This window comes from Pseudomonas sp. BGI-2 (assembly GCF_004310295.1).
Lineage (GTDB): Bacteria > Pseudomonadota > Gammaproteobacteria > Pseudomonadales > Pseudomonadaceae > Aquipseudomonas.
This window is the reverse complement of sequence record NZ_SISB01000016.1, coordinates 72,506-91,206: the sequence shown is the minus strand read 5'-3', so window position 1 is coordinate 91,206 and position 18,701 is coordinate 72,506. Positions and strand designations below refer to the sequence as shown.

Here is an 18,701-nt window from a genome sequence, read left to right as displayed (position 1 = left end):
GACATCCAGCAAACGGGGGTGTAGTTCGCCTGTGAACAGCGAAATTAAAGCTGTTGCATCATTTTGCGCACGCCGGCCACGTGGCGACGGCTGACGATCAGGGCGTCGCCATTGAGGCCTTTGAGGAAAAGCTGAAAATGCCCCAGCGGCGTGCGTTGCAGGCGTTCGATGCGTTCCCGGGCGACCAGAGCGTTGCGGTGGATGCGCACGAAACGATCGCCAAACTCATCTTCCAGCGCCTTGAGCGGCTCATCCAGCAGCACTTCGCCGCCTTCGTGGCGCAAGGTCACGTATTTATGGTCGGCGATAAAGTAAACCACCTGACCCAACGGGATCAGCTCGATTCCTTTACGGGTTCGTGCGCTGATATGGCTGCGCGGGCCGCTGCCGGTTTCGGCGGCGGGACGGGTCAAAGCCGCAAGCTGGACACGATTGGGCCGCTCGGCTTTTTTCAACGATTCATGCAATTGTTCTGTACGCACAGGTTTCACCAGATAGCCTACGGCGCTGGCCTGTAAGGCCTCCACGGCAAATTCATCGGGCCCTGTGCAAAACACCACGGCAGGCGGGGTTTCGCGTTCGCACAACCGGGCAGCCACTTGCAGGCCATCAAGGCCTGGCATGCCGATATCGAGCAACACGATATCCGGCTTGTGGCTGTCGATCAGTGCCAACGCTTCTTCGCCGTTCGTGGCGCTGGGCTCCAGGACACTGTATCCCTCGAGTTCGCCAACCATTCGGCTCAGGCGCTCGCGGGCTAGGGGTTCGTCATCAACGATCAGGACATTCATATTGCGCTGGATTCCTGCGTGAGTCTCGCACAAGGATAGCGTAGACAGGTGAAGTGACGTCCGTCACCGCGATCCACGCTAAGACTAGCGCGAGGGCCAAAAAGTGCCGCGAGACCGGCGGCTAAATTTTCATCTGTCGAGTGATTGGAGGCTCTGGCCCGCGTGAGCGAGGTATCGCCGTAGGGTTTGCCGATACACAATATGAACACCCCCTCTTCTTATAGTCAGCCGCAGCGCCGGGAAGTGCGCTGATCCTATTGTCCAACTGTAGACGGTTGCCGGGATGATATTGCTCAATTGAAAAATATCGTTGCGCAATTTCCCACAAGGCGTGTCCTGAGTATGGACCGCGCCCCGGGAAAAAAACCTGTCGACCAGCGTCAGCGACAGGATTGGCAACCCTGTTATTATCCGCGACAGCTTCCACCGTCATTTTTTCTCCAGCCGATACGAGCGAATTCATGAGCACTGACAAGACCAATCAGTCCTGGGGCGGCCGCTTCAGTGAACCCGTCGACGCCTTCGTCGCCCGCTTCACCGCCTCCGTCACTTTCGACCAGCGCCTGTATCGCCACGACATCATGGGCTCGATCGCCCACGCCACGATGCTGGCCAAGGTCGGCGTGCTGACCGATGCCGAGCGCGACAGCATCACCGATGGCCTGAAGACCATCCAGGGTGAAATCGAGGCCGGTCAGTTCGACTGGCGCATCGACCTCGAAGACGTGCACATGAACATCGAGGCGCGCCTGACCGACCGCATCGGCGTGACCGGTAAAAAGCTGCACACCGGTCGCAGCCGCAACGACCAGGTCGCTACCGACATCCGCCTGTGGCTGCGTGACGAGATCGACCTGATCCTTGCAGAAATAACCCGCCTGCAAAAAGGCTTGCTGGAGCAGGCCGAGCGCGAAGCCGGCAGCATCATGCCGGGTTTCACCCACCTGCAAACCGCACAGCCGGTGACCTTCGGGCACCACATGCTGGCTTGGTTCGAAATGCTCAGCCGCGACTACGAGCGCTTGGTGGACTGCCGCAAGCGCACTAACCGCATGCCCCTGGGCAGCGCCGCGCTGGCTGGCACCACTTACCCGATCGACCGCGAATACACCGCTCAACTGCTGGGCTTCGATGCGGTCGGCGGAAACTCGCTGGACAACGTTTCCGATCGCGACTTCGCCATTGAATTCTGCTCGGCCGCGAGCATCGCGATGATGCACTTGTCGCGCTTCTCCGAAGAGCTGGTGCTGTGGACCAGCGCGCAGTTCCAGTTCATCGATCTGCCGGACCGTTTCTGCACCGGCAGCTCGATCATGCCGCAAAAGAAAAACCCGGACGTGCCAGAGCTGGTGCGTGGCAAGACCGGCCGCGTCTTCGGCGCGCTGATGGGCCTGCTGACCTTGATGAAAGGCCAGCCATTGGCCTACAACAAGGATAACCAGGAAGACAAGGAACCGCTGTTCGACGCCGCCGACACCTTGCGCGACTCGCTGCGGGCCTTCGCCGACATGATCCCGGCGATCAAGCCCAAGCACGCGATGATGCGCGAAGCGGCGCTGCGTGGTTTCTCCACCGCGACCGACCTGGCTGACTACCTGGTACGCCGTGGCCTGCCGTTCCGTGACTGCCACGAAATCGTCGGCCATGCCGTGAAGTACGGCGTGGAAAGCGGTAAAGACCTGGCGGAAATGAGCCTGGAGGAGCTGCGCAAGTTCAGCGACCAGATCGATCAGGACGTGTTTGCCGTACTGACCCTGGAAGGCTCGGTGAACGCCCGTGACCATATCGGCGGCACTGCGCCGGCGCAGGTCAAGAAGGCTGTGGCTCGCGGTCAAGCCTTACTCGCCAGCCGCTAAAAGCTTCGCGGGCAAGCCTCGCTCCTACAGGTTTTGTATCGTTCGCGAAATTGCAGGACGACACAAATCCCGTAGGAGCGAGGCTTGCCCGCGAAGACTGACTTCAGAACGCTACAAAACCTACTTCTTGGACGCGATCATCGCCATAAACGCCGGCATCGCCGCCTCCTTGTCCGCCGCAATCCGCTGCACGTTCGGGCTCTGCTCCAGACGTTCCAGCAGCGCCTTGGCCGCCGGTATCTCAGCCAACAAATCGATATCGAACAGCTTCTTCCCTACCGCACAGGCCAACGGCACGCTATACAAGAAATACAGATCTGCAATGCTCAGACTGTCGCCCGCCACATAAGGGGCGAACTTGCCATGCCTGCCCAACGCGGCAAAGCCCGCCAACAGCTCGGCCTTGGTCTTGTCTTTGATCGCCTCCGGCACCTGCATGCCGAAAAACGCCGCGGGGTAACAGGCGCGACCCGGCAACTCGATATACAGCTCGATTTCCTTGGCCAGCGCCAACACCTGCGCCCGCTCAAACGGGTCGCTCGGCAACAGTGGAGTGCCTTTCTGGCTTTGTTCGATGTACTCGAGGATCACCGCAGTTTCGTTGATGAAACCTTGCTCGGTGCGCAAGACCGGCACCTTTCCGCGCGGGCTGATGGCCAACGCTTCCGAACTCGTGCCCGCGTAAAACGGTACTTCTTCGAACGGCACGCCCTTCTCCAGCAGCGCCAGCTTGACCATGTTGTAGTAGTTACTGACAGAGAATCCATAAAGCTTGAGCATCACATAGCCTCCAGGCCGTGCGGGGTTGGCAGTGCCTGTTTATAGAACGCCGAGGCGATTTCTGCCAGCAGCATCACAGCGCTGAATGCAGGTAAACTGGCCGCCTTAAACTTGAGGAGCCTGCCATGAGCGAGCCAACCGACATCGATAGCGACGAAGAAGAATTCACCGAAACCACCCTGATCGAAGCCATCGAAAACCAGATCGAAAGCGACAACCCGCCAGCGGCCAAGGCCACTTTCAACAAGCTGACCCTGGTGGGTTACGAGCGTGAAGAAATCCTCAACCTGATGGCCCACGTGTTGGCGGTGGAAATCGACGCGATCCTAGAAGAAGACCGCGCGTTCAATACCGAATGGTACGAAACAGCGTTGCGTGCGCTGCCAGAGCTGCCGCCGGAAAAGAAGTAACCCCGATTCCGTAGGAGCGAGGCTTGCCCGCGAAGGGTGCACTGAGGTTTTTCCAGACAAACCGTGTCATCGTTCTTCGCGGGCAAGCCTCGCTCCTACGCACCCCGCTGCCGCACCACCCACCGGGGAATGCTTCCCGAGGCGAAAAAACCCTGATGCAGGCACTGGACATGCCGCACGAGTGGGCTCACCTTAGGGGCGCTGTCGTCCAATTCCTAGAAAGTCTGGAGTCCTTATGTCGCTTACCCCTGAGTTGGTTGCCGAACTGGAAATCCTCGCCCTCTTCAACCTGGACAGTTCCCAGGAAGGTTTGAAAATTCATCAGACCGCTGCACCGAAAGCCATTGCTGCCGCTCAACGCCTGTACGAAAAAGAGCTGATCGACCAGCCTGATGGTGGTTATCTGACCAGTCTGGGTCGTGACGCCGCGCAAAATGTACAAACCGTTCTGACGATTCTGAGCGTCCAGGAAACAGCCTGAGTTTTACCGCATCGCCCACGGAAACCCCTGCTACGGGATTTCCGCGGGCACACTTTGTAACCTGCGGTCGTCGCACCATAGAAATCTGACGTCAAAAATACAAAATCAGCGCAAAAGTCCCAGGCCCGAGGCGCTAAACTGCCCCTCATCCGCAGACACCCACGTCCGAGCCTCGCGAGCCGGTTTGAGCTGACATGACCCGCACCCATGAAATCCGCCCCGATCTGGACGAGGGAATCGACCGTAAGGTTCTCAGCCAGCTGCGCGCACGTTTTCTGAAGCTCAACGAAGGCCGCATGGCCCGTGCCATGGAAGGGCTGTCGACCCGCCAGCAAACGGTGCTGACGCTACTGCCGCTGTTTTTCCACGTTAATCACCCGCTGTTGCCAGGCTATGTATCGGGCAGCACGCCCGCCGGGCTGTCGAATTTCGAGCCTGACGCCAACGCCCTTGCTGAAGCCCAGCGCCTGACCCGATCGTTCTCCTATAAGCCTCGCCATGGCAGTAACCCGCCGCGACCGATTCACGGGCTGTTCCTGATGGGCAGCCTGGGCACCCTGGCCCAGGCCGATCAGAGCGACATGGACGTGTGGGTCTGTCATAGACCGGACTTGAGCGAGACCGAACTCGCCGAGCTGCGTAAAAAGTGCCAATTGCTCGAGGTCTGGGCCGCCAGCCAGGGCGCCGAGGCGCATTTCTTTCTGATCGACCCGGCCCGCTTCGTGCTCGGCGAGCGCGATACGCAATTGAGCTCGGAAGACTGCGGCACGACCCAGCATTACCTGCTGCTGGATGAGTTCTACCGCACCGCGATCTGGCTGGCCGGTCGCACGCCGATCTGGTGGCTGGTGCCGGTCTACGAAGAAGCCGCCTACGACCGTTACACCCACACGCTGCTGTCCAAGCGTTTCATCCGCGCCGACGAGGCGCTGGACCTGGGGCATCTGGCCTATATCCCTCCAGGCGAATTCATCGGCGCCGGGCTCTGGCAGTTGTTCAAGGGCATCGAGTCGCCCTACAAGTCAGTGCTCAAACTTCTGCTGACCGAGGTTTACGCCAGCGAACACCCGAAGGTTCACTGCCTGAGCCTGCGTTTCAAGCAGGCGGTATTCGCCAATCAACTGGACCTGGACGAACTCGACCCCTACATGGTCGTTTACCGACGCATTGAGGAATACCTGACTGCGCGTGCTGAGCCGGAGCGCCTGGAACTGGTGCGCCGCGCGTTGTACCTGAAGGTCAACCGCAAGCTCACCGGCAGCAGTCGCACCCAAAGCTGGCAACGTTCACTGCTTGAGCGGCTGGCTCACGAATGGAATTGGGATCAGCGGCAACTGGCGCTGCTCGATAGCCGCAGCCAATGGAAAGTCCGTCAGGTCAGCACCGAACGCCGAGCCTTGGTCAACGAGCTCAACTACAGCTACCGCTTCCTGACCCAGTTCGCCCGCAACGAGCAAACCGTCAGCCTGATCAACAAACGCGACCTCAACGTGCTGGGTCGGCGGCTGTATGCAGCCTTTGAGCGCAAAGCGGACAAAGTCGAGTTCATCAACCCCGGCATCGCTCCGGACCTGGCCGAAGACACCCTGACCCTGGTGCAAGCGCCTAACAAAAAAGAACCCGGGCAAACCCAGTGGGGTTTGTATAACGGCAGCCTGACCGCTCACGAGTGGGAGCATTTCGCGCCGATCAAACGCAGCCGCCAACTGCTGGAACTGCTGACCTGGTGCCACCGCAACGGCGTGATCGACAGCAGCACCCGTCTCGCCTTGCACCCCGGCACCAGCGACTTGAGCGAATTTGAACTGTTCAACCTGCTCGGCAGCCTGCAACAAAGCATCGCCCTGCCGTTGGCAACGGTCGCCGAAGAGCCGTTGTTGCGTGCCAGTGTGCCGAGTGAAGTGCTCATTCTGGTGAACGTTGGCGTCGATCCGCTCAAGCACCATCGCGACCTGAATATCCTGATGACCACCGAACGCACCGACTCCCTGAGCTATGCCGGTGTCCGTGAAAACCTGGTGCTGACCCTGGACCAGGTCACGCTCAACAGCTGGAACGAAGTGTTGGTCAACCGCTACGACGGCCCTCACGCCCTGCTCGACTGCCTGCGTGATTACCTCAACAACCTGCCTGACGGACCACAACAACCGAGATTGAGGGTTCGTTGCTTCTGCCACAACCGCGCGCAATTCATCGCCCGGCGGGTCGAAGAGGTCCTCGATACCGCGCAGAACCTGCTGCTGAGCAAGCTCAATCATCGTTACCTGGTTCAGGTCCAGCAGCATTATCACGTTCTGGAACTGGTGCCCGGCCACGTCAATCACGTCGCCCTCGCCACGCTGCCAGCGCTGTTCGATTACCTGGGTGAAGAGCTGGCGAGTTACAGCCCGCTGCACCTGGACCCGATGGCACTGGAAGATCACGACCTGGCGCTGCTCCTGCCCATGGGCCAGCCCGAGTGCATTCAGGTGTTCTACCGCATCAACGAACAGCAGGCTGATCTGTACGTATTGGATGAGTTCAATGCCCTGTGGCAACAGCGTTTGCCCTATCACGACGAGCAAAGCCTGCTGGTGCCGCTGCAACGGTTCCTGCAATCGATCCAGTACCGACGCGACGCCTTGCTGCCGATGAACGCCGCCCAGCCACTCAATCTGGACACGTTGTATTACCAGCTATTGCCGTCCGGCCCCGGCCGGGCGCGTCGCGTCGAAGCCCGGCCGGCGCCGCAAACCCCGATCGATAAACCGTTCTACGACGTACAGGCGATCATCGGCAAAGCCGCGCCGGGACAGGTGCAGGTCACGTTGTATTGCAATCAACGGGAGTTTTCAGAGCTGGAATATGGCGACCAATTGTTCAGCGTGGTCGCCCAGGAGATCGTCGAGCAGCGCCGGGAAACCGAGCGCTATCGCTGCTACATCACCGACCTGGATTTGTCGGGCCTGCTCGGTGATGGTCAGAGTTCAAGCAATCTGTACTTGCGCTACAAGGCCGACCTGGAGCGCGCGTTGAATGAGGCGCTCGAGCAGGTCTAAGCGATTTATTCCGGAAAGTGGCCGCCCTCGGCCGGCTGCGATTCAACTTCCAGCAGGGTCAGTTTCAACGTCTTGCCACCCGGTGCCGGCCAGTCGATGTGCTGGCCAACCTTGAGGCCGAGCAGCGCGCTGCCAACTGGCGCCAGAATCGAAATCTTACCTTCGTCGGCGTTGGCATCCTTCGGGTAAACCAACGTCAGGTGATAGTCCTTGCCACTGCCTTCTTCGCGGCAATGCACACGGGAATTCATGGTGACGACATCGGCGGGCACTTCATCGTGACCGACCAGGGTATCGGCACGATCCAGTTCGGTTTGCAGCGCGATAACGCCCGGCAGCGTGTCATCCAGGCTGTCGATCAGACGCTCCAGACGTTGCACGTCCAGACGGGTAAGGGTGATGGAAGGTGCGGTCATGATAGAGGCAGACTCCTTTCTTCTGCACAGAAAAAGCAAAACCCCGCCAGAAAAAGGCGGGGTTTTCACGAGCCTCGATGGGTTGAGGCGTTTCTGGACACTATCACAGCTCAATAAATATACAAGTCAGGGCGACCAAGCCCCGATATGGACATTGCAAGCTGAGTCAGAGGAGACCTTGTGGGAGCGGGCTTGCTCGCGAATGCGGTTTGACAGTCAATCAGATGTCGACTGATACACCGCATTCGCGAGCAAGCCCGCTCCCACAAGGTTTTGGGTCAGGCGCAGGATTTGCGCCGGACTGCCTGGGCGCAGATGACCCGCCGGCGATCATCATCCGCCGAGCGCCATTCACGGATGTCTTCGACATGGCGAAAACACCCCAGGCAGACCTTCTGCTCGTCCAGCCGGCACACACCGCTGCACGGCGAAGGCACCGCCGGGCTGACATTGCTGTAGAGCGGCTTGGGCGGACGAACGGGTGCCGGCTGCGTCACGATCTCACAGGCCTTCGAAATCGAGTTCGACGCCAGCCTGCTGCTTGACGATGCGCTCAAGCATCTCGCCCAGCTGCTCTTCGCTCTTGTCGCACATCCAGCGCTCGCTCTCGGCGTCGTAATCGAAGTGGAAACCACCGGACACGGCCGCGAGCCACAGCTGACGCAGCGGTTCTTGGCGGCTGAAGATCAACTGGCTGCCGTTTTCGAACTTGACGGTGAGCACACCGGCGGAGCTCTCCAGATCGATATCCAGGTCACTCTCATCGAAAACATCCTCCAGCGTCTGCTGGGTGGCATCGACCAGATCGTGGAAACGGGCTTCGGTCAAACTCATTACGGCAACCTCAAAAAGTGTCTACTCATGCTCAAGCGCCGCAAGATACGGGCGAGCCCCGGTGATTGCAAAGGATAACGACCAAGCGTCGATATCGATATGGTAGCGCTGTACCTGTGGGAGCGGGCTTGCTCGCGAAGGGGCCAGCACATCCAACATGTTTGTTGACTGAACCACCGCATTCGCGAGCAAGCCCGCTCCCACAATGGACTGCACCTGGCTGGCCGGCCTCAGGCCAAGCCCCGCCGGACGGGAGCCCCGTCGCATAGGCAAGCTGCCGGGTGGCCGGTATACTCTGGCGCAATTAACGCATTTTCAAGGATTTCGCCATGAAGCGCCTGATCTCTTCCCTTGCTGCGCTCGCTTCGCTCGTCGCTTTTGCCAGCTTATTATCGGCCTGTGGTCAAAAAGGCCCGCTGTACCTGCCTGACGATTCCCAAGACCCTGCCGAGCAGGCCCAGTCCTCGCAAAAGCAGCCGTCCAAAGCACACAAGCACGACGTCTACCAATAAGGGAACGCCATGGACGCTTTTAACTACCGTGACGGTGAGCTGTTCGCGGAAGGTGTTGCCCTGTCCGCCATCGCCGAGCGCTTTGGCACACCGACCTACGTCTACTCCCGCGCCCACATCGAAGCCCAGTACCTGGCTTACGCCGATGCGCTGGCCGGCATGCCGCACATGGTCTGCTTTGCGGTCAAGGCCAACTCCAACCTGGGTGTATTGAATGTCCTGGCGCGATTGGGCGCCGGTTTTGACATCGTTTCCCGTGGCGAGCTGGAACGCGTACTGGCCGCTGGCGGCAGCGCCGACAAGATTGTGTTCTCCGGTGTCGGCAAGACCCGTGACGACATGCGTCGCGCCCTGGAAGTTGGCGTCCATTGCTTCAACGTCGAATCCACCGATGAGCTGGAGCGTCTACAAGTCGTCGCCGCCGAGTTGGGCGTTCGTGCGCCGATCTCGCTGCGCGTGAACCCGGATGTCGACGCTGGCACCCACCCGTACATTTCCACCGGTCTTAAAGAGAACAAATTCGGCATCGCCATCGCCGACGCCGAAGATGTGTACATCCGCGCTGCCCAACTGCCAAACCTGGAAGTGGTCGGTGTCGATTGCCACATCGGTTCGCAACTGACCACCCTGCCACCCTTCATCGACGCCCTCGACCGCCTGCTGGGCCTGGTCGACCGCCTCGGCGATTGCGGCATTTACCTGCGCCACATCGATCTCGGTGGTGGTTTGGGCGTGCGTTATCGCGATGAAGAGCCGCCATTGGCTGCCGACTACATCAAAGCCGTGCGCGAGCGCCTCGACGGTCGTGACCTGGCGCTAGTGTTTGAGCCGGGCCGCTTCATTGTGGCCAACGCCGGCGTGCTGCTGACTCAGGTCGAGTACCTCAAGCACACCGAACACAAAGACTTCGCCATCGTCGACGCGGCCATGAACGACCTGATCCGTCCGGCGCTGTACCAGGCCTGGATGGACGTCACCGCCGTGCGCCCTCGCGCTACTGCGGCTCGCGCCTACGACATCGTCGGCCCGATCTGCGAAACCGGCGACTTCCTGGCCAAGGATCGTGAATTGGCCCTGGAAGAAGGCGACCTGCTGGCCGTGCATTCGGCCGGTGCCTACGGGTTTGTCATGAGTTCCAACTACAACACCCGCGGCCGTGCCGCTGAAGTGTTGGTGGACGGTGATCAGGCATTTGAAGTGCGTCGCCGTGAGACGGTAGCCGAGTTGTTTGCTGGCGAAAGCCTGCTGCCGGAGTAAAACCATGCTGCTGCGTTTTACCAAGATGCACGGCCTGGGCAATGACTTCATGGTCCTCGACCTGGTCAGCCAACACGCGCACATTCTGCCCAAGCATGCCAAGCAATGGGGCGATCGGCACACTGGCATCGGTTTCGACCAGTTGCTGATCGTCGAAGCGCCGAGCAACCCGGACGTGGATTTCCGTTACCGGATCTTCAACTCCGACGGTTCCGAAGTGGAACAGTGCGGCAACGGTGCGCGCTGTTTTGCCCGCTTCGTGCTCGACAAGCGCCTGACCGCCAAACGGCAGATCCGCGTCGAGACCAAAAGCGGCATCATCGAACTGGATATTCGCAGCGACGGCCAGATCGGTGTCAACATGGGCGCACCACGCCTGGTGCCGGCCGAGATTCCATTCGAGGCGCCAGAACAGGCCCTGAGCTATAAGCTCGACATCGATGGCACCCCGGTCGAACTGGCCGCTGTGTCCATGGGCAATCCCCATGCCGTGCTCCGGGTCAGCGACATCAACAACGCACCGGTGCATGAACTGGGGCCGAAAATCGAACACCACCCGCGCTTCCCGGCGCGGGTCAACGTCGGTTTTCTCCAGGTCATCGACCGGAACCGTGCGCAGTTGCGCGTTTGGGAACGTGGTGCCGGGGAAACCCAGGCCTGCGGAACCGGCGCGTGCGCTGCCGCAGTGGCTGCGATCAGCCAGGGGTGGATGGATTCGCCGCTATTGATCGACTTGCCCGGCGGGCGTCTGTCCATTGAATGGGCAGGCCCTGGCCAACCGGTCATGATGACCGGCCCGGCAGTGCGCGTTTATGAAGGACAAGTGCGTCTTTGAGAGAGTTGAATCCATGAAAGATAAGCCCCAGGTTCCCGCCCAACAGCCCGACGAATCCTCTTCCGAAAGCCTTGAGGCGGCGGCGATTGCCGCGTACCTGGAGGCTCATCCGGATTTCTTCGTCGAGCACGAAGAACTGCTCCCGGCCTTGCGCATTCCGCACCAGCGCGGCGATACCGTCTCGCTGGTCGAGCGCCAGATGAAGATCCTGCGCGACCGCAACATTGAGTTGCGTCATCGCCTCTCGCACTTGATGGACGTGGCCCGGGACAACGACCGCCTCTTCGACAAGACCCGTCGCCTGATCCTCACGCTGATGGACGCCAACAGCCTGGAAGACGTGGTGATTAGCGTCGAAGACAGTCTGCGCCAGGACTTCCAGGTGCCTTTTGTCAGCCTGATCCTGTTGGGCGACAACCCGATGTCGGTGGGCCGATGGGTCACCCATGCCGACGCGCAAACGGCCATTGGCGGCTTGCTCTCGGAAGACAAAAGCGTCAGCGGCAGCCTGCGCGAGCACGAACTGGACTTCCTGTTCGGCGAAGAACAGCGCAAGCAGATCGGTTCCACCGCCGTCGTCGCCATCAGCTATCAAGGCATCCACGGCGTCCTGGCCATCGCCAGTCGCGACCCGCAGCACTATAAAAGCTCGGTCGGTACGCTGTTCCTGAGCTACATCGCCGAAGTCATGGGCCGCGTACTGCCTAGGGTCAACAGCTCCCTGCGCTCGGTACGCTGACCATGGAACGGCAACTGGACGCTTACTGCGAACACTTGCGCAGTGAGCGCCAGGTGTCGCCCCATACGCTGTACGCCTACCGCCGCGACCTCGACAAAGTGCTGGGCTGGTGCGTCAAACAGAACATCAGCAGCTGGGCCGCCCTGGATATTCAGCGTCTGCGCAGCCTGATCGCGCGCCTGCATTCACAGGGTCAATCGTCCCGCAGCCTGGCGCGGCTGCTGTCGGCAGTGCGTGGGCTCTATCATTACCTGAACCGCGAAGGCCTCTGCGATCACGACCCGGCCAACGGTCTGTCGCCGCCCAAGGGTGAAAGACGCCTGCCGAAAACCCTCGATACCGACCGCGCATTGCAGTTGCTTGAAGGCGCGGTGGAGGATGATTTCCTGGCACGTCGGGATCAGGCGATTCTGGAGCTGTTCTATTCCTCCGGTTTGCGGCTATCAGAGCTGACCGGACTCAATCTGGATCAGCTGGATCTCGCAGACGGCATGGTCCAGGTGCTTGGCAAGGGCAGCAAGACTCGACTGCTTCCGGTGGGCAAAAAAGCCCGCGAAGCCCTCGAACTGTGGCTGCCCTTGCGGGCGATGACCAACCCGGCGGACGACGCGGTGTTTGTCAGCCAGCAAGGCCGGCGCCTTGGCCCTCGGGCGATTCAGGTCCGGGTCAAGGCGGCCGGCGAGCGCGAACTGGGGCAGAACCTGCACCCGCACATGCTGCGGCACTCCTTTGCCAGCCACTTGCTCGAGTCCTCGCAGGACTTGCGCGCCGTACAAGAATTGCTCGGCCACTCAGACATCAAGACCACCCAGATCTACACCCACCTGGACTTCCAGCACCTGGCCACGGTTTACGACAGCGCCCATCCACGGGCCAAACGCATTAAGGGCGATGATTCATGACCATCCAATTGATCACCTTCGACCTCGACGACACCCTGTGGGACACCGCCCCGGTGATCGTCAGCGCCGAAGCCGTACTGCGTGAATGGCTGACCGAGCACGCACCGAATCTGGGCGCAGTGCCGGTGGAACACTTGTGGGCGATTCGTGAGCGGATCCTGAGCAGCGAACCGAGCCTCAAACACCGCATCAGTGCGCTGCGCCGCCGGGTGCTTTTCCATGCGCTGGAGGAAGCCGGCTATGACCACGGCGAAGCTTCGGACCTGGCCGACAAGAGTTTTGAAGTGTTTCTGCATGCCCGGCACCAGATCGAGGTATTCCCTGAAGTCGAACCGACGCTGGAGACGCTGGCCAAGCATTACGCCTTGGGCGTAGTCACCAATGGCAACGCTGATGTGCGCCGGTTGGGGCTGGCCGATTACTTCAAGTTTGCGTTGTGCGCCGAAGACATCGGCATCGCCAAGCCCGATGCGCGACTGTTCCATGAGGCATTGCAGCGTGGTGGTGCCACGGCGGAGACGGCGGTGCATATCGGCGATCATCCGGGGGATGACATTGCCGGAGCGCAGCAGGCGGGGTTGCGAGCGATCTGGTTTAACCCGGCGGGTAAGGCATGGGAAGCCGAGAAGGCCCCGGATGCGGAGATTGGAAGCCTGACCGAGTTGCCGGCGTTGTTGGCGCGGTGGAATGTGGCTTAGTAGTACCTTCAAGATCGCCTTCGCGGGCAAGCCTCGCTCCTACAGGTTTTGCGTCGCTCACATAATTGGCAAGCGACACAAATCCTGTAGGAGCGAGGCTTGCCCGCGAAGAACGATAACGCGGTCTACCTGACGGTCACCCATGAAAAAGCCCGCAGCGACGGCGGGCTTTTTTCAGCAAGCAAGGGCAGACGCTTAGATAGGCCGGCTGCCGTACTTGTTGTCAGGCTTCTTGGGAGGATCGGCGACCACATTGGCCTCCACTTCCTGCACCTTGCCGCCTTTGGCCAAAAACTCTTCCATGGCCCGCGCGAGAGCATCGCGTTCCTTGTTCTTGGCTTCAACGCTCGGCAGTTCATCGACCGATACCGCAGCCTTGGCTTTGCCTTTGGCAGTAGGGGCCGGCGTATCTTCGCCACCGTCGTCTTCAGCGACGTCTTCCGCCGCTGCTTCCAGACCTTCTTCGGTTTCGTCTTCGTCGCCTACTTCCAGGTCGTCGTTTTCCAGATCATCGTCGCTCATGTTCTACCTCATGACTTGCGAAAAGCAGATTAGTTATAGCCCAGCTTCACCGTCTGTCGACAGCCGCCGGAAAAATTCAATAACCACTGGTGACCAGCGGTTCATGCCTCTTCACCGTGCACGGTGGCGAGGACTTTACGGGCACCGCCAAAATCACGGTGCTCGCCCAGATAAACGCCTTGCCAGGTCCCCAGCGCCAGTCGGCCTGCCGAAATCGGCAAACTGAGCTGACAGCCAAGCACACTGGCCTTGAAGTGCGCCGGGAGGTCGTCCAGGCCTTCGTCGTTATGCTCATAGCCGTCTGCTCCTTGTGGGATCAGACGATTGAAAAATCGTTCGAAGTCGAGACGTACCGCCGGATCGGCGTTCTCGTTGATAGTCAACGACGCCGAGGTATGCTGCAGCAACAAGTGCAACAGACCGACCCGACACGCCTTGATTTCAGGCAGGCCGGCGAGTAACTCGTCCGTTACCAGATGAAAGCCCCGGGGCCGTGCCCGCAGGGTAATCAGAGTCTGTTGCCACATACAGTTCTCCGCTCGTTCGGGGCGCATTCTAGCGCGCTCTGGGAAAAAACAAAGGCCCTAATATTCCTTCAATCATGTAAGCCATTGGCCGCAGAAAAACGCTCGTCGTAAACGCCACTAAACGTGTACGAAAAAACCTTTCAGCAGTTCCTTCACTGACAAACTCCAGACAAAAAAATGCCCGGCAAGCCGGGCAAGTTTTTTATGCGCGTACTACAAGTTGTAGCCGCGTTCGTTGTGGAGTGCCAGGTCGATGCCGACAGCCTCTTCTTCTTCAGTGATACGCAGGCCCATGACAGCGTCCAGGACTTTGAGAATGATGTAGGTGACGATCGCGGTGTAGATCACCGTGAAGCCCACGCCTTTCAACTGAATCCAGACTTGTGCACCGATGTCGGTGACAGTGCCGAAGCCACCCAGGGCCGGTGCAGCGAAGACACCGGTCAGGATCGCACCGAGGATACCGCCGATACCGTGCACACCGAAGGCGTCCAGGGAATCGTCATAGCCGAGTTTGCGTTTCAGGGTGGTTGCACAGAAGAAGCACACCACGCCCGCTGCCAGGCCGATGACCAGAGCGCCCATCGGGCCCACGGTGCCAGCGGCCGGGGTGATGGCAACCAGACCGGCCACAACACCCGAAGCGATACCCAGCGCACTTGGTTTGCCGTGAGTGACCCACTCGGCGAACATCCAACCCAATGCAGCAGCGGCGGTTGCGATCTGGGTCACCAGCATCGCCATACCGGCAGTGCCGTTGGCCGCAGCAGCGGAACCGGCGTTGAAGCCGAACCAGCCGACCCATAGCATGGCGGCGCCCATCAGGGTGTAACCAAGGTTGTGCGGCGCCATCGGAGTGGTCGGGAAGCCTTTGCGCTTGCCCAGTACCAGGCAGGCAATCAGACCGGCCACACCGGCGTTGATGTGCACCACGGTGCCGCCGGCGAAGTCGAGCACGCCCCAGTCCCACATCAGGCCGCCGTTGCCGGACCAGACCATGTGCGCAATCGGTGCGTAAACCAGGGTGAACCACACGCCCATGAAGATCAGCATGGCGGAGAACTTCATCCGCTCGGCGAAGGCACCGACGATCAGCGCAGGGGTGATGATGGCGAAGGTCATCTGGAAGGTGATGAACACCGCCTCAGGGAACAACGCCGCAGGACCGGTCAGGCTCGATGGCGTGACACCGGCAAGGAATGCCTTGCCCATGCCGCCGAAGAACGAGTTGAAGTTGACGACGCCCTGTTCCATGCCGGTGGTATCGAACGCGATGCTGTAGCCATAAATGACCCACAGAATGCTGATCAGACCGGTAATGGCGAAGCACTGCATCATCACGGAAAGAATATTTTTCGACCGAACCATGCCGCCGTAGAACAGCGCGAGGCCGGGAATGGTCATGAACAGCACGAGGGCTGTCGAGGTCATCATCCAGGCGGTGTCGCCGGAGTTGAGGACTGGGGCCGCCACTTCGTCTGCCGCCATAGCCAGGCCGGGCATTACGAGGGACAACAGGGCTCCTAGCCCTGCGAATTTACGCAGAGTCATATTGTTTTCTCCTGGGGCGTTGGGTGTGTGGCGGCGTTTAAATCGCGTCGGTATCGGTTTCGCCGGTACGGATGCGAATCGCCTGTTCCAGATTGACCACGAAGATCTTGCCGTCACCGATCTTGCCGGTGTTGGCAGCCTTGGTTATCGCCTCGATAACCCGGTCCAGATCCTTGTCGTCAATGGCGACATCGATCTTCACCTTGGGCAGAAAATCGACCACGTATTCCGCGCCGCGATACAGCTCGGTGTGTCCCTTCTGCCGACCGAAGCCTTTGACTTCAGTAACGGTAATGCCCTGCACGCCGATCTCGGACAGCGACTCGCGCACGTCGTCCAACTTGAACGGCTTGATGATGGCAGTGACTAGCTTCATGAAAACTCTCTCCCGAATTGGTGGACTTGCCCCAGGAAAACAAACCCGACTCAAGTCTAAGCGCAGTGCCTGGCTTTGTAACGCATCGTCGGCCTTTGATTGCCCGTCCGACGCCTGCTAACCACTCCGCGCGAAACACTTCCCCCGTTCCGCTTGGCGCACTGCATTCGTCACAGCGACTGCATCAGTGCATGGGTCACTAGCGACTAAGCAGAAAGCTTGCCATCTCGCCAAAACCCACTGAATTCAATCCCTTGACCGCTTCTAACAGCCGCTTCACGCAAACGGCTCGACGGATACGCACAACAACAGTGCGCGGCCGTCCATCCACATGCGCGAAAAGCGTGCATCCCTGCGGTCGGAATTGACTATAGACACTGCGTGATACACTGCCCGCCATTGTTGACAGGACATTTCCCATGCTCGCACCCAAAGACTTCCTCGACGCCCTGAGCGGCACCGCCTCCCGCCTCTTCAGCGGCGAAACCCCGTTGCCGAAAAGCGAAATCGAAAGCCAGTTCAAGGCACTGTTGCAGAGCGGCTTCAGCAAGCTGGACCTGGTGAGCCGGGAAGAGTTTGATAGCCAGATGGTCGTGCTCGCACGGACCCGGGCACGGTTGGAGAGCCTTGAGGCGAAGGTTGCGGAGATGGAAGCGAAGCTGAGTCCGCCGGCCGAGTAACCCCACCGCGCCCACCGTGAAGCCCGATCCACTTTGAAACCCAATCCACTGTGGGAGCGAACCTGCTCGCGATAAGGTCGGAACGACCTTCAGATTTATCTGTAGGAGTTGCCAAGGGCTGCGATCTTTTGATCTTCCGCCCCGCCACAATCTCGGCAACATCCTACAAAGATCACCACCGCCGTCCGATAGCGCCGCGAAGCCCAGGTTCCTAAGCTCATTCTCAGCTGAATATTCAGCACTGGGTTTGGCGACCCGGAAGCTTAAGGCGCACGGCGACCATCTCTCGAGTCATGGCGGCTGTGCGTGGGAGACCTTCGGGTCTGCCGGGTTCCTTTTGCTCCGGTTCGCCAACCCGCGTACAGCTGCCACCCAATCGTTTGGCGACGATTGACGGCAGCCCCTTTAGCAAAAGGAGCTGTATCAATGAATAGCGATGACTCTTATCTAATTCCCCACGTCTTCATCCGCCACAAACTTCACCTCCACGCGCTTTTGATCGAAAACCAGCCTTGGTTCAGCGCCCGAGACCTCGGCCGTCTGCTTCGCCTTTTCCTCGACGAACGCGCCGTCCGAAAGCTCGATCCCGATCAACACCAATCCGCGCGAGTCGTCATCCACGGCACCCTCGAAAACACCCTGCTAATCAGCGAATCCGGCGTCTACGCCCTGCTCGCCTACCACTACTGCCCCGAATACCGAGGCCTACGCGAATGGCTGACCCACGACGTAGTGCCAGCCCTCAGAGATGCCCAACAACCGACGTCAACTGAACGCCCGATCCTGAGCCTGCTGAACTGGCCGGAGATGTCATTGAGTTTGCTGCACTGGAATAATCAGCCGTGGATTCGGTTGCAGGATGTTCCGCACATGCTGGCGGATGGTGAACGGCCGCAACGTACGGTCAATGCGCCTTGGTGGAAGCGTGCTTCGCGGATGCTGCAATCGCTTTAGGTGGCCAAAGCACGACCACGTTCGATTCGGCTTTACGCAGATCGTAAGTCAATTGCAAGTTAAGCCAGAACTCGGGCGTGGTGTTCAAGTAGCCAGATAGCTTCCTCGCTAGATCAGCACTGACACAACGCTGCTGCATCACGATTTCGTTAACCACTTTTAACGGTTCGTTCAACGAACTGGCGAAAGCTGACTCTGAAATGCCCAACGGTTCAAGAAATTCGTCCTGAAGGATTTCGCCAGGATGAACCGGCCGCATTCCATTACTGTTCATATTTCTCTCCGAAGTCAGTGATCAATTGATGATCATAAGCAGCCCTGCCAAACAGAGAAGAGCGCTCACACACTTTCACCGACGTCCGTCATTGATCTAGGCAAGGTCCTACAAAAACATCATCCCGCGACTGATTACGTTGGCACTCCACGCTCGCTTACGCTTCATCACCAGAAAGACACTCGCAACATCCAGTGAAAGTTTGTCGCCTCATTCGTAACGCCGAAGAACAACACCCCGACTACCCTTCAAAAACCGCAGGAAGCGG

Annotated in this window: 22 protein-coding genes; 12 read left to right on the top strand and 10 right to left on the bottom strand. The window is 59.5% G+C overall.

All coding sequences use genetic code 11. The features are described from left to right. Positions 1-44 precede the first annotated feature (44 nt). On the bottom strand, positions 45-791 hold the full coding sequence (locus EYC95_RS13190) for a LytTR family DNA-binding domain-containing protein (RefSeq protein WP_131060742.1): 747 nt from the start codon (positions 789-791) through the stop codon (positions 45-47). 461 nt (positions 792-1,252) lie between these two features. Between EYC95_RS13190 and argH the strand changes: the two genes are divergently transcribed. Continuing rightward, positions 1,253-2,647: an argininosuccinate lyase gene (gene argH / locus EYC95_RS13185; RefSeq protein ID WP_017341432.1), complete on the top strand. Its 1,395-nt coding sequence runs from the start codon at positions 1,253-1,255 to the stop codon at positions 2,645-2,647. Positions 2,648-2,767: 120 nt separating this feature from the next. Here argH and EYC95_RS13180 read toward each other — a convergent pair whose 3' ends face one another. Further along, positions 2,768-3,427 carry a glutathione S-transferase family protein gene (locus tag EYC95_RS13180; RefSeq protein ID WP_131060741.1) on the bottom strand — a complete coding sequence of 220 codons (660 nt, stop codon included), beginning with the start codon at positions 3,425-3,427 and terminating at the stop codon, positions 2,768-2,770. Between the two features lie 125 nt (positions 3,428-3,552). On the opposite strand from EYC95_RS13180, the gene EYC95_RS13175 reads away from it, so the two are divergent. The 3 genes from EYC95_RS13175 (at position 3,553) to EYC95_RS13165 (ending at position 7,356) form a co-directional block, all read left to right on the top strand. Further along, a complete protein-coding gene (locus EYC95_RS13175) occupies positions 3,553-3,837 on the top strand; it encodes a hypothetical protein (RefSeq protein ID WP_010465083.1) in 285 nt (94 codons plus the stop codon). A gap of 235 nt (positions 3,838-4,072) precedes the next feature. Next, positions 4,073-4,318, top strand: coding sequence for a TIGR02647 family protein (locus tag EYC95_RS13170; protein ID WP_094470036.1), 246 nt, complete (start codon positions 4,073-4,075; stop codon positions 4,316-4,318). 194 nt (positions 4,319-4,512) lie between these two features. After that, positions 4,513-7,356, top strand: coding sequence for a class I adenylate cyclase (locus EYC95_RS13165; RefSeq protein WP_131060740.1), 2,844 nt, complete (start codon positions 4,513-4,515; stop codon positions 7,354-7,356). Positions 7,357-7,361: 5 nt separating this feature from the next. On the opposite strand, the gene rnk is transcribed toward EYC95_RS13165, so the two are convergent. From rnk to cyaY, 3 genes are all read right to left on the bottom strand, one after another. Then, complete coding sequence (gene rnk, locus EYC95_RS13160; RefSeq protein ID WP_046045088.1) at positions 7,362-7,772, bottom strand: nucleoside diphosphate kinase regulator; 411 nt, start codon at positions 7,770-7,772, stop codon at positions 7,362-7,364. 278 nt (positions 7,773-8,050) lie between these two features. Then, positions 8,051-8,269 (bottom strand): DUF1289 domain-containing protein, encoded by a 219-nt coding sequence (locus tag EYC95_RS13150; RefSeq protein WP_131060738.1) that lies wholly within the window; start codon positions 8,267-8,269, stop codon positions 8,051-8,053. A 4-nt stretch (positions 8,270-8,273) separates the two neighbouring features. Next, the gene (gene cyaY / locus EYC95_RS13145; RefSeq protein ID WP_131060737.1) at positions 8,274-8,606 is read right to left on the bottom strand and encodes an iron donor protein CyaY; all 333 of its coding nucleotides are present in this window, start codon (positions 8,604-8,606) and stop codon (positions 8,274-8,276) included. A gap of 329 nt (positions 8,607-8,935) precedes the next feature. On the opposite strand from cyaY, the gene EYC95_RS13135 reads away from it, so the two are divergent. Genes EYC95_RS13135 through EYC95_RS13110 form a run of 6 tightly spaced genes read left to right on the top strand, consistent with a single transcriptional unit; the run spans position 8,936 to position 13,549 of the window. Then, the gene (locus tag EYC95_RS13135) at positions 8,936-9,118 is read left to right on the top strand and encodes a lipoprotein (protein ID WP_131060735.1); all 183 of its coding nucleotides are present in this window, start codon (positions 8,936-8,938) and stop codon (positions 9,116-9,118) included. Between the two features lie 9 nt (positions 9,119-9,127). Then, on the top strand, positions 9,128-10,375 hold the full coding sequence (gene lysA / locus EYC95_RS13130) for a diaminopimelate decarboxylase (protein ID WP_131060734.1): 1,248 nt from the start codon (positions 9,128-9,130) through the stop codon (positions 10,373-10,375). 4 nt (positions 10,376-10,379) lie between these two features. After that, entirely contained in the window at positions 10,380-11,210 is an 831-nt protein-coding gene (dapF, locus tag EYC95_RS13125) for a diaminopimelate epimerase (RefSeq protein ID WP_131060733.1), read from the top strand. Between the two features lie 13 nt (positions 11,211-11,223). Further along, complete coding sequence (locus EYC95_RS13120; protein ID WP_131060732.1) at positions 11,224-11,949, top strand: DUF484 family protein; 726 nt, start codon at positions 11,224-11,226, stop codon at positions 11,947-11,949. A 2-nt stretch (positions 11,950-11,951) separates the two neighbouring features. Next, positions 11,952-12,851, top strand: coding sequence for a tyrosine recombinase XerC (xerC, locus tag EYC95_RS13115; protein WP_131060731.1), 900 nt, complete (start codon positions 11,952-11,954; stop codon positions 12,849-12,851). Next, positions 12,848-13,549 (top strand): HAD family hydrolase, encoded by a 702-nt coding sequence (locus EYC95_RS13110; protein WP_131060730.1) that lies wholly within the window; start codon positions 12,848-12,850, stop codon positions 13,547-13,549. The genes xerC and EYC95_RS13110 overlap by 4 nt, the downstream gene beginning before the upstream one ends. Positions 13,550-13,744: 195 nt before the next feature. On the opposite strand, the gene sutA is transcribed toward EYC95_RS13110, so the two are convergent. The 4 genes from sutA to glnK all read right to left on the bottom strand — a co-directional run bounded on the left by sutA (position 13,745) and on the right by glnK (position 16,525). Next, the gene (gene sutA, locus EYC95_RS13105) at positions 13,745-14,071 is read right to left on the bottom strand and encodes a transcriptional regulator SutA (protein WP_131060729.1); all 327 of its coding nucleotides are present in this window, start codon (positions 14,069-14,071) and stop codon (positions 13,745-13,747) included. Between the two features lie 101 nt (positions 14,072-14,172). Further along, positions 14,173-14,598 carry a secondary thiamine-phosphate synthase enzyme YjbQ gene (locus EYC95_RS13100; RefSeq protein ID WP_131060728.1) on the bottom strand — a complete coding sequence of 142 codons (426 nt, stop codon included), beginning with the start codon at positions 14,596-14,598 and terminating at the stop codon, positions 14,173-14,175. 213 nt (positions 14,599-14,811) lie between these two features. After that, complete coding sequence (locus EYC95_RS13095; RefSeq protein WP_131060727.1) at positions 14,812-16,149, bottom strand: ammonium transporter; 1,338 nt, start codon at positions 16,147-16,149, stop codon at positions 14,812-14,814. 37 nt (positions 16,150-16,186) lie between these two features. Continuing rightward, entirely contained in the window at positions 16,187-16,525 is a 339-nt protein-coding gene (gene glnK / locus EYC95_RS13090) for a P-II family nitrogen regulator (protein ID WP_002555808.1), read from the bottom strand. A 419-nt stretch (positions 16,526-16,944) separates the two neighbouring features. Here glnK and EYC95_RS13085 point away from each other — a divergent pair, with 419 nt between their 5' ends. Then, positions 16,945-17,205 carry an accessory factor UbiK family protein gene (locus EYC95_RS13085; RefSeq protein WP_131060726.1) on the top strand — a complete coding sequence of 87 codons (261 nt, stop codon included), beginning with the start codon at positions 16,945-16,947 and terminating at the stop codon, positions 17,203-17,205. A 426-nt stretch (positions 17,206-17,631) separates the two neighbouring features. After that, a complete protein-coding gene (locus tag EYC95_RS13080; RefSeq protein ID WP_131060725.1) occupies positions 17,632-18,159 on the top strand; it encodes a Bro-N domain-containing protein in 528 nt (175 codons plus the stop codon). Here the strand turns inward: EYC95_RS13080 and EYC95_RS13075 are convergent. Continuing rightward, positions 18,110-18,433 (bottom strand): HigA family addiction module antitoxin, encoded by a 324-nt coding sequence (locus tag EYC95_RS13075; RefSeq protein ID WP_131060724.1) that lies wholly within the window; start codon positions 18,431-18,433, stop codon positions 18,110-18,112. The two genes, EYC95_RS13080 and EYC95_RS13075, sit on opposite strands and share 50 nt — an antisense overlap. Positions 18,434-18,701 lie beyond the last annotated feature (268 nt).

Excerpts from the sequence above, each read along its gene's own strand:
- EYC95_RS13190 (WP_131060742.1), bottom strand. The coding sequence starts at position 791 with ATGAATGTCCTGATCGTTGATGACGAACCCCTAGCCCGCGAGCGCCTG.
- argH (WP_017341432.1), top strand. The coding sequence starts at position 1,253 with ATGAGCACTGACAAGACCAATCAGTCCTGGGGCGGCCGCTTCAGTGAA.
- EYC95_RS13180 (WP_131060741.1), bottom strand. The coding sequence starts at position 3,427 with ATGCTCAAGCTTTATGGATTCTCTGTCAGTAACTACTACAACATGGTC.
- EYC95_RS13175 (WP_010465083.1), top strand. The coding sequence starts at position 3,553 with ATGAGCGAGCCAACCGACATCGATAGCGACGAAGAAGAATTCACCGAA.
- EYC95_RS13170 (WP_094470036.1), top strand. The coding sequence starts at position 4,073 with ATGTCGCTTACCCCTGAGTTGGTTGCCGAACTGGAAATCCTCGCCCTC.
- EYC95_RS13165 (WP_131060740.1), top strand. The coding sequence starts at position 4,513 with ATGACCCGCACCCATGAAATCCGCCCCGATCTGGACGAGGGAATCGAC.
- rnk (WP_046045088.1), bottom strand. The coding sequence starts at position 7,772 with ATGACCGCACCTTCCATCACCCTTACCCGTCTGGACGTGCAACGTCTG.
- cyaY (WP_131060737.1), bottom strand. The coding sequence starts at position 8,606 with ATGAGTTTGACCGAAGCCCGTTTCCACGATCTGGTCGATGCCACCCAG.
- EYC95_RS13135 (WP_131060735.1), top strand. The coding sequence starts at position 8,936 with ATGAAGCGCCTGATCTCTTCCCTTGCTGCGCTCGCTTCGCTCGTCGCT.
- lysA (WP_131060734.1), top strand. The coding sequence starts at position 9,128 with ATGGACGCTTTTAACTACCGTGACGGTGAGCTGTTCGCGGAAGGTGTT.
- dapF (WP_131060733.1), top strand. The coding sequence starts at position 10,380 with ATGCTGCTGCGTTTTACCAAGATGCACGGCCTGGGCAATGACTTCATG.
- EYC95_RS13120 (WP_131060732.1), top strand. The coding sequence starts at position 11,224 with ATGAAAGATAAGCCCCAGGTTCCCGCCCAACAGCCCGACGAATCCTCT.
- xerC (WP_131060731.1), top strand. The coding sequence starts at position 11,952 with ATGGAACGGCAACTGGACGCTTACTGCGAACACTTGCGCAGTGAGCGC.
- EYC95_RS13110 (WP_131060730.1), top strand. The coding sequence starts at position 12,848 with ATGACCATCCAATTGATCACCTTCGACCTCGACGACACCCTGTGGGAC.
- sutA (WP_131060729.1), bottom strand. The coding sequence starts at position 14,071 with ATGAGCGACGATGATCTGGAAAACGACGACCTGGAAGTAGGCGACGAA.
- EYC95_RS13100 (WP_131060728.1), bottom strand. The coding sequence starts at position 14,598 with ATGTGGCAACAGACTCTGATTACCCTGCGGGCACGGCCCCGGGGCTTT.
- EYC95_RS13095 (WP_131060727.1), bottom strand. The coding sequence starts at position 16,149 with ATGACTCTGCGTAAATTCGCAGGGCTAGGAGCCCTGTTGTCCCTCGTA.
- glnK (WP_002555808.1), bottom strand. The coding sequence starts at position 16,525 with ATGAAGCTAGTCACTGCCATCATCAAGCCGTTCAAGTTGGACGACGTG.
- EYC95_RS13085 (WP_131060726.1), top strand. The coding sequence starts at position 16,945 with ATGCTCGCACCCAAAGACTTCCTCGACGCCCTGAGCGGCACCGCCTCC.
- EYC95_RS13080 (WP_131060725.1), top strand. The coding sequence starts at position 17,632 with ATGAATAGCGATGACTCTTATCTAATTCCCCACGTCTTCATCCGCCAC.
- EYC95_RS13075 (WP_131060724.1), bottom strand. The coding sequence starts at position 18,433 with ATGAACAGTAATGGAATGCGGCCGGTTCATCCTGGCGAAATCCTTCAG.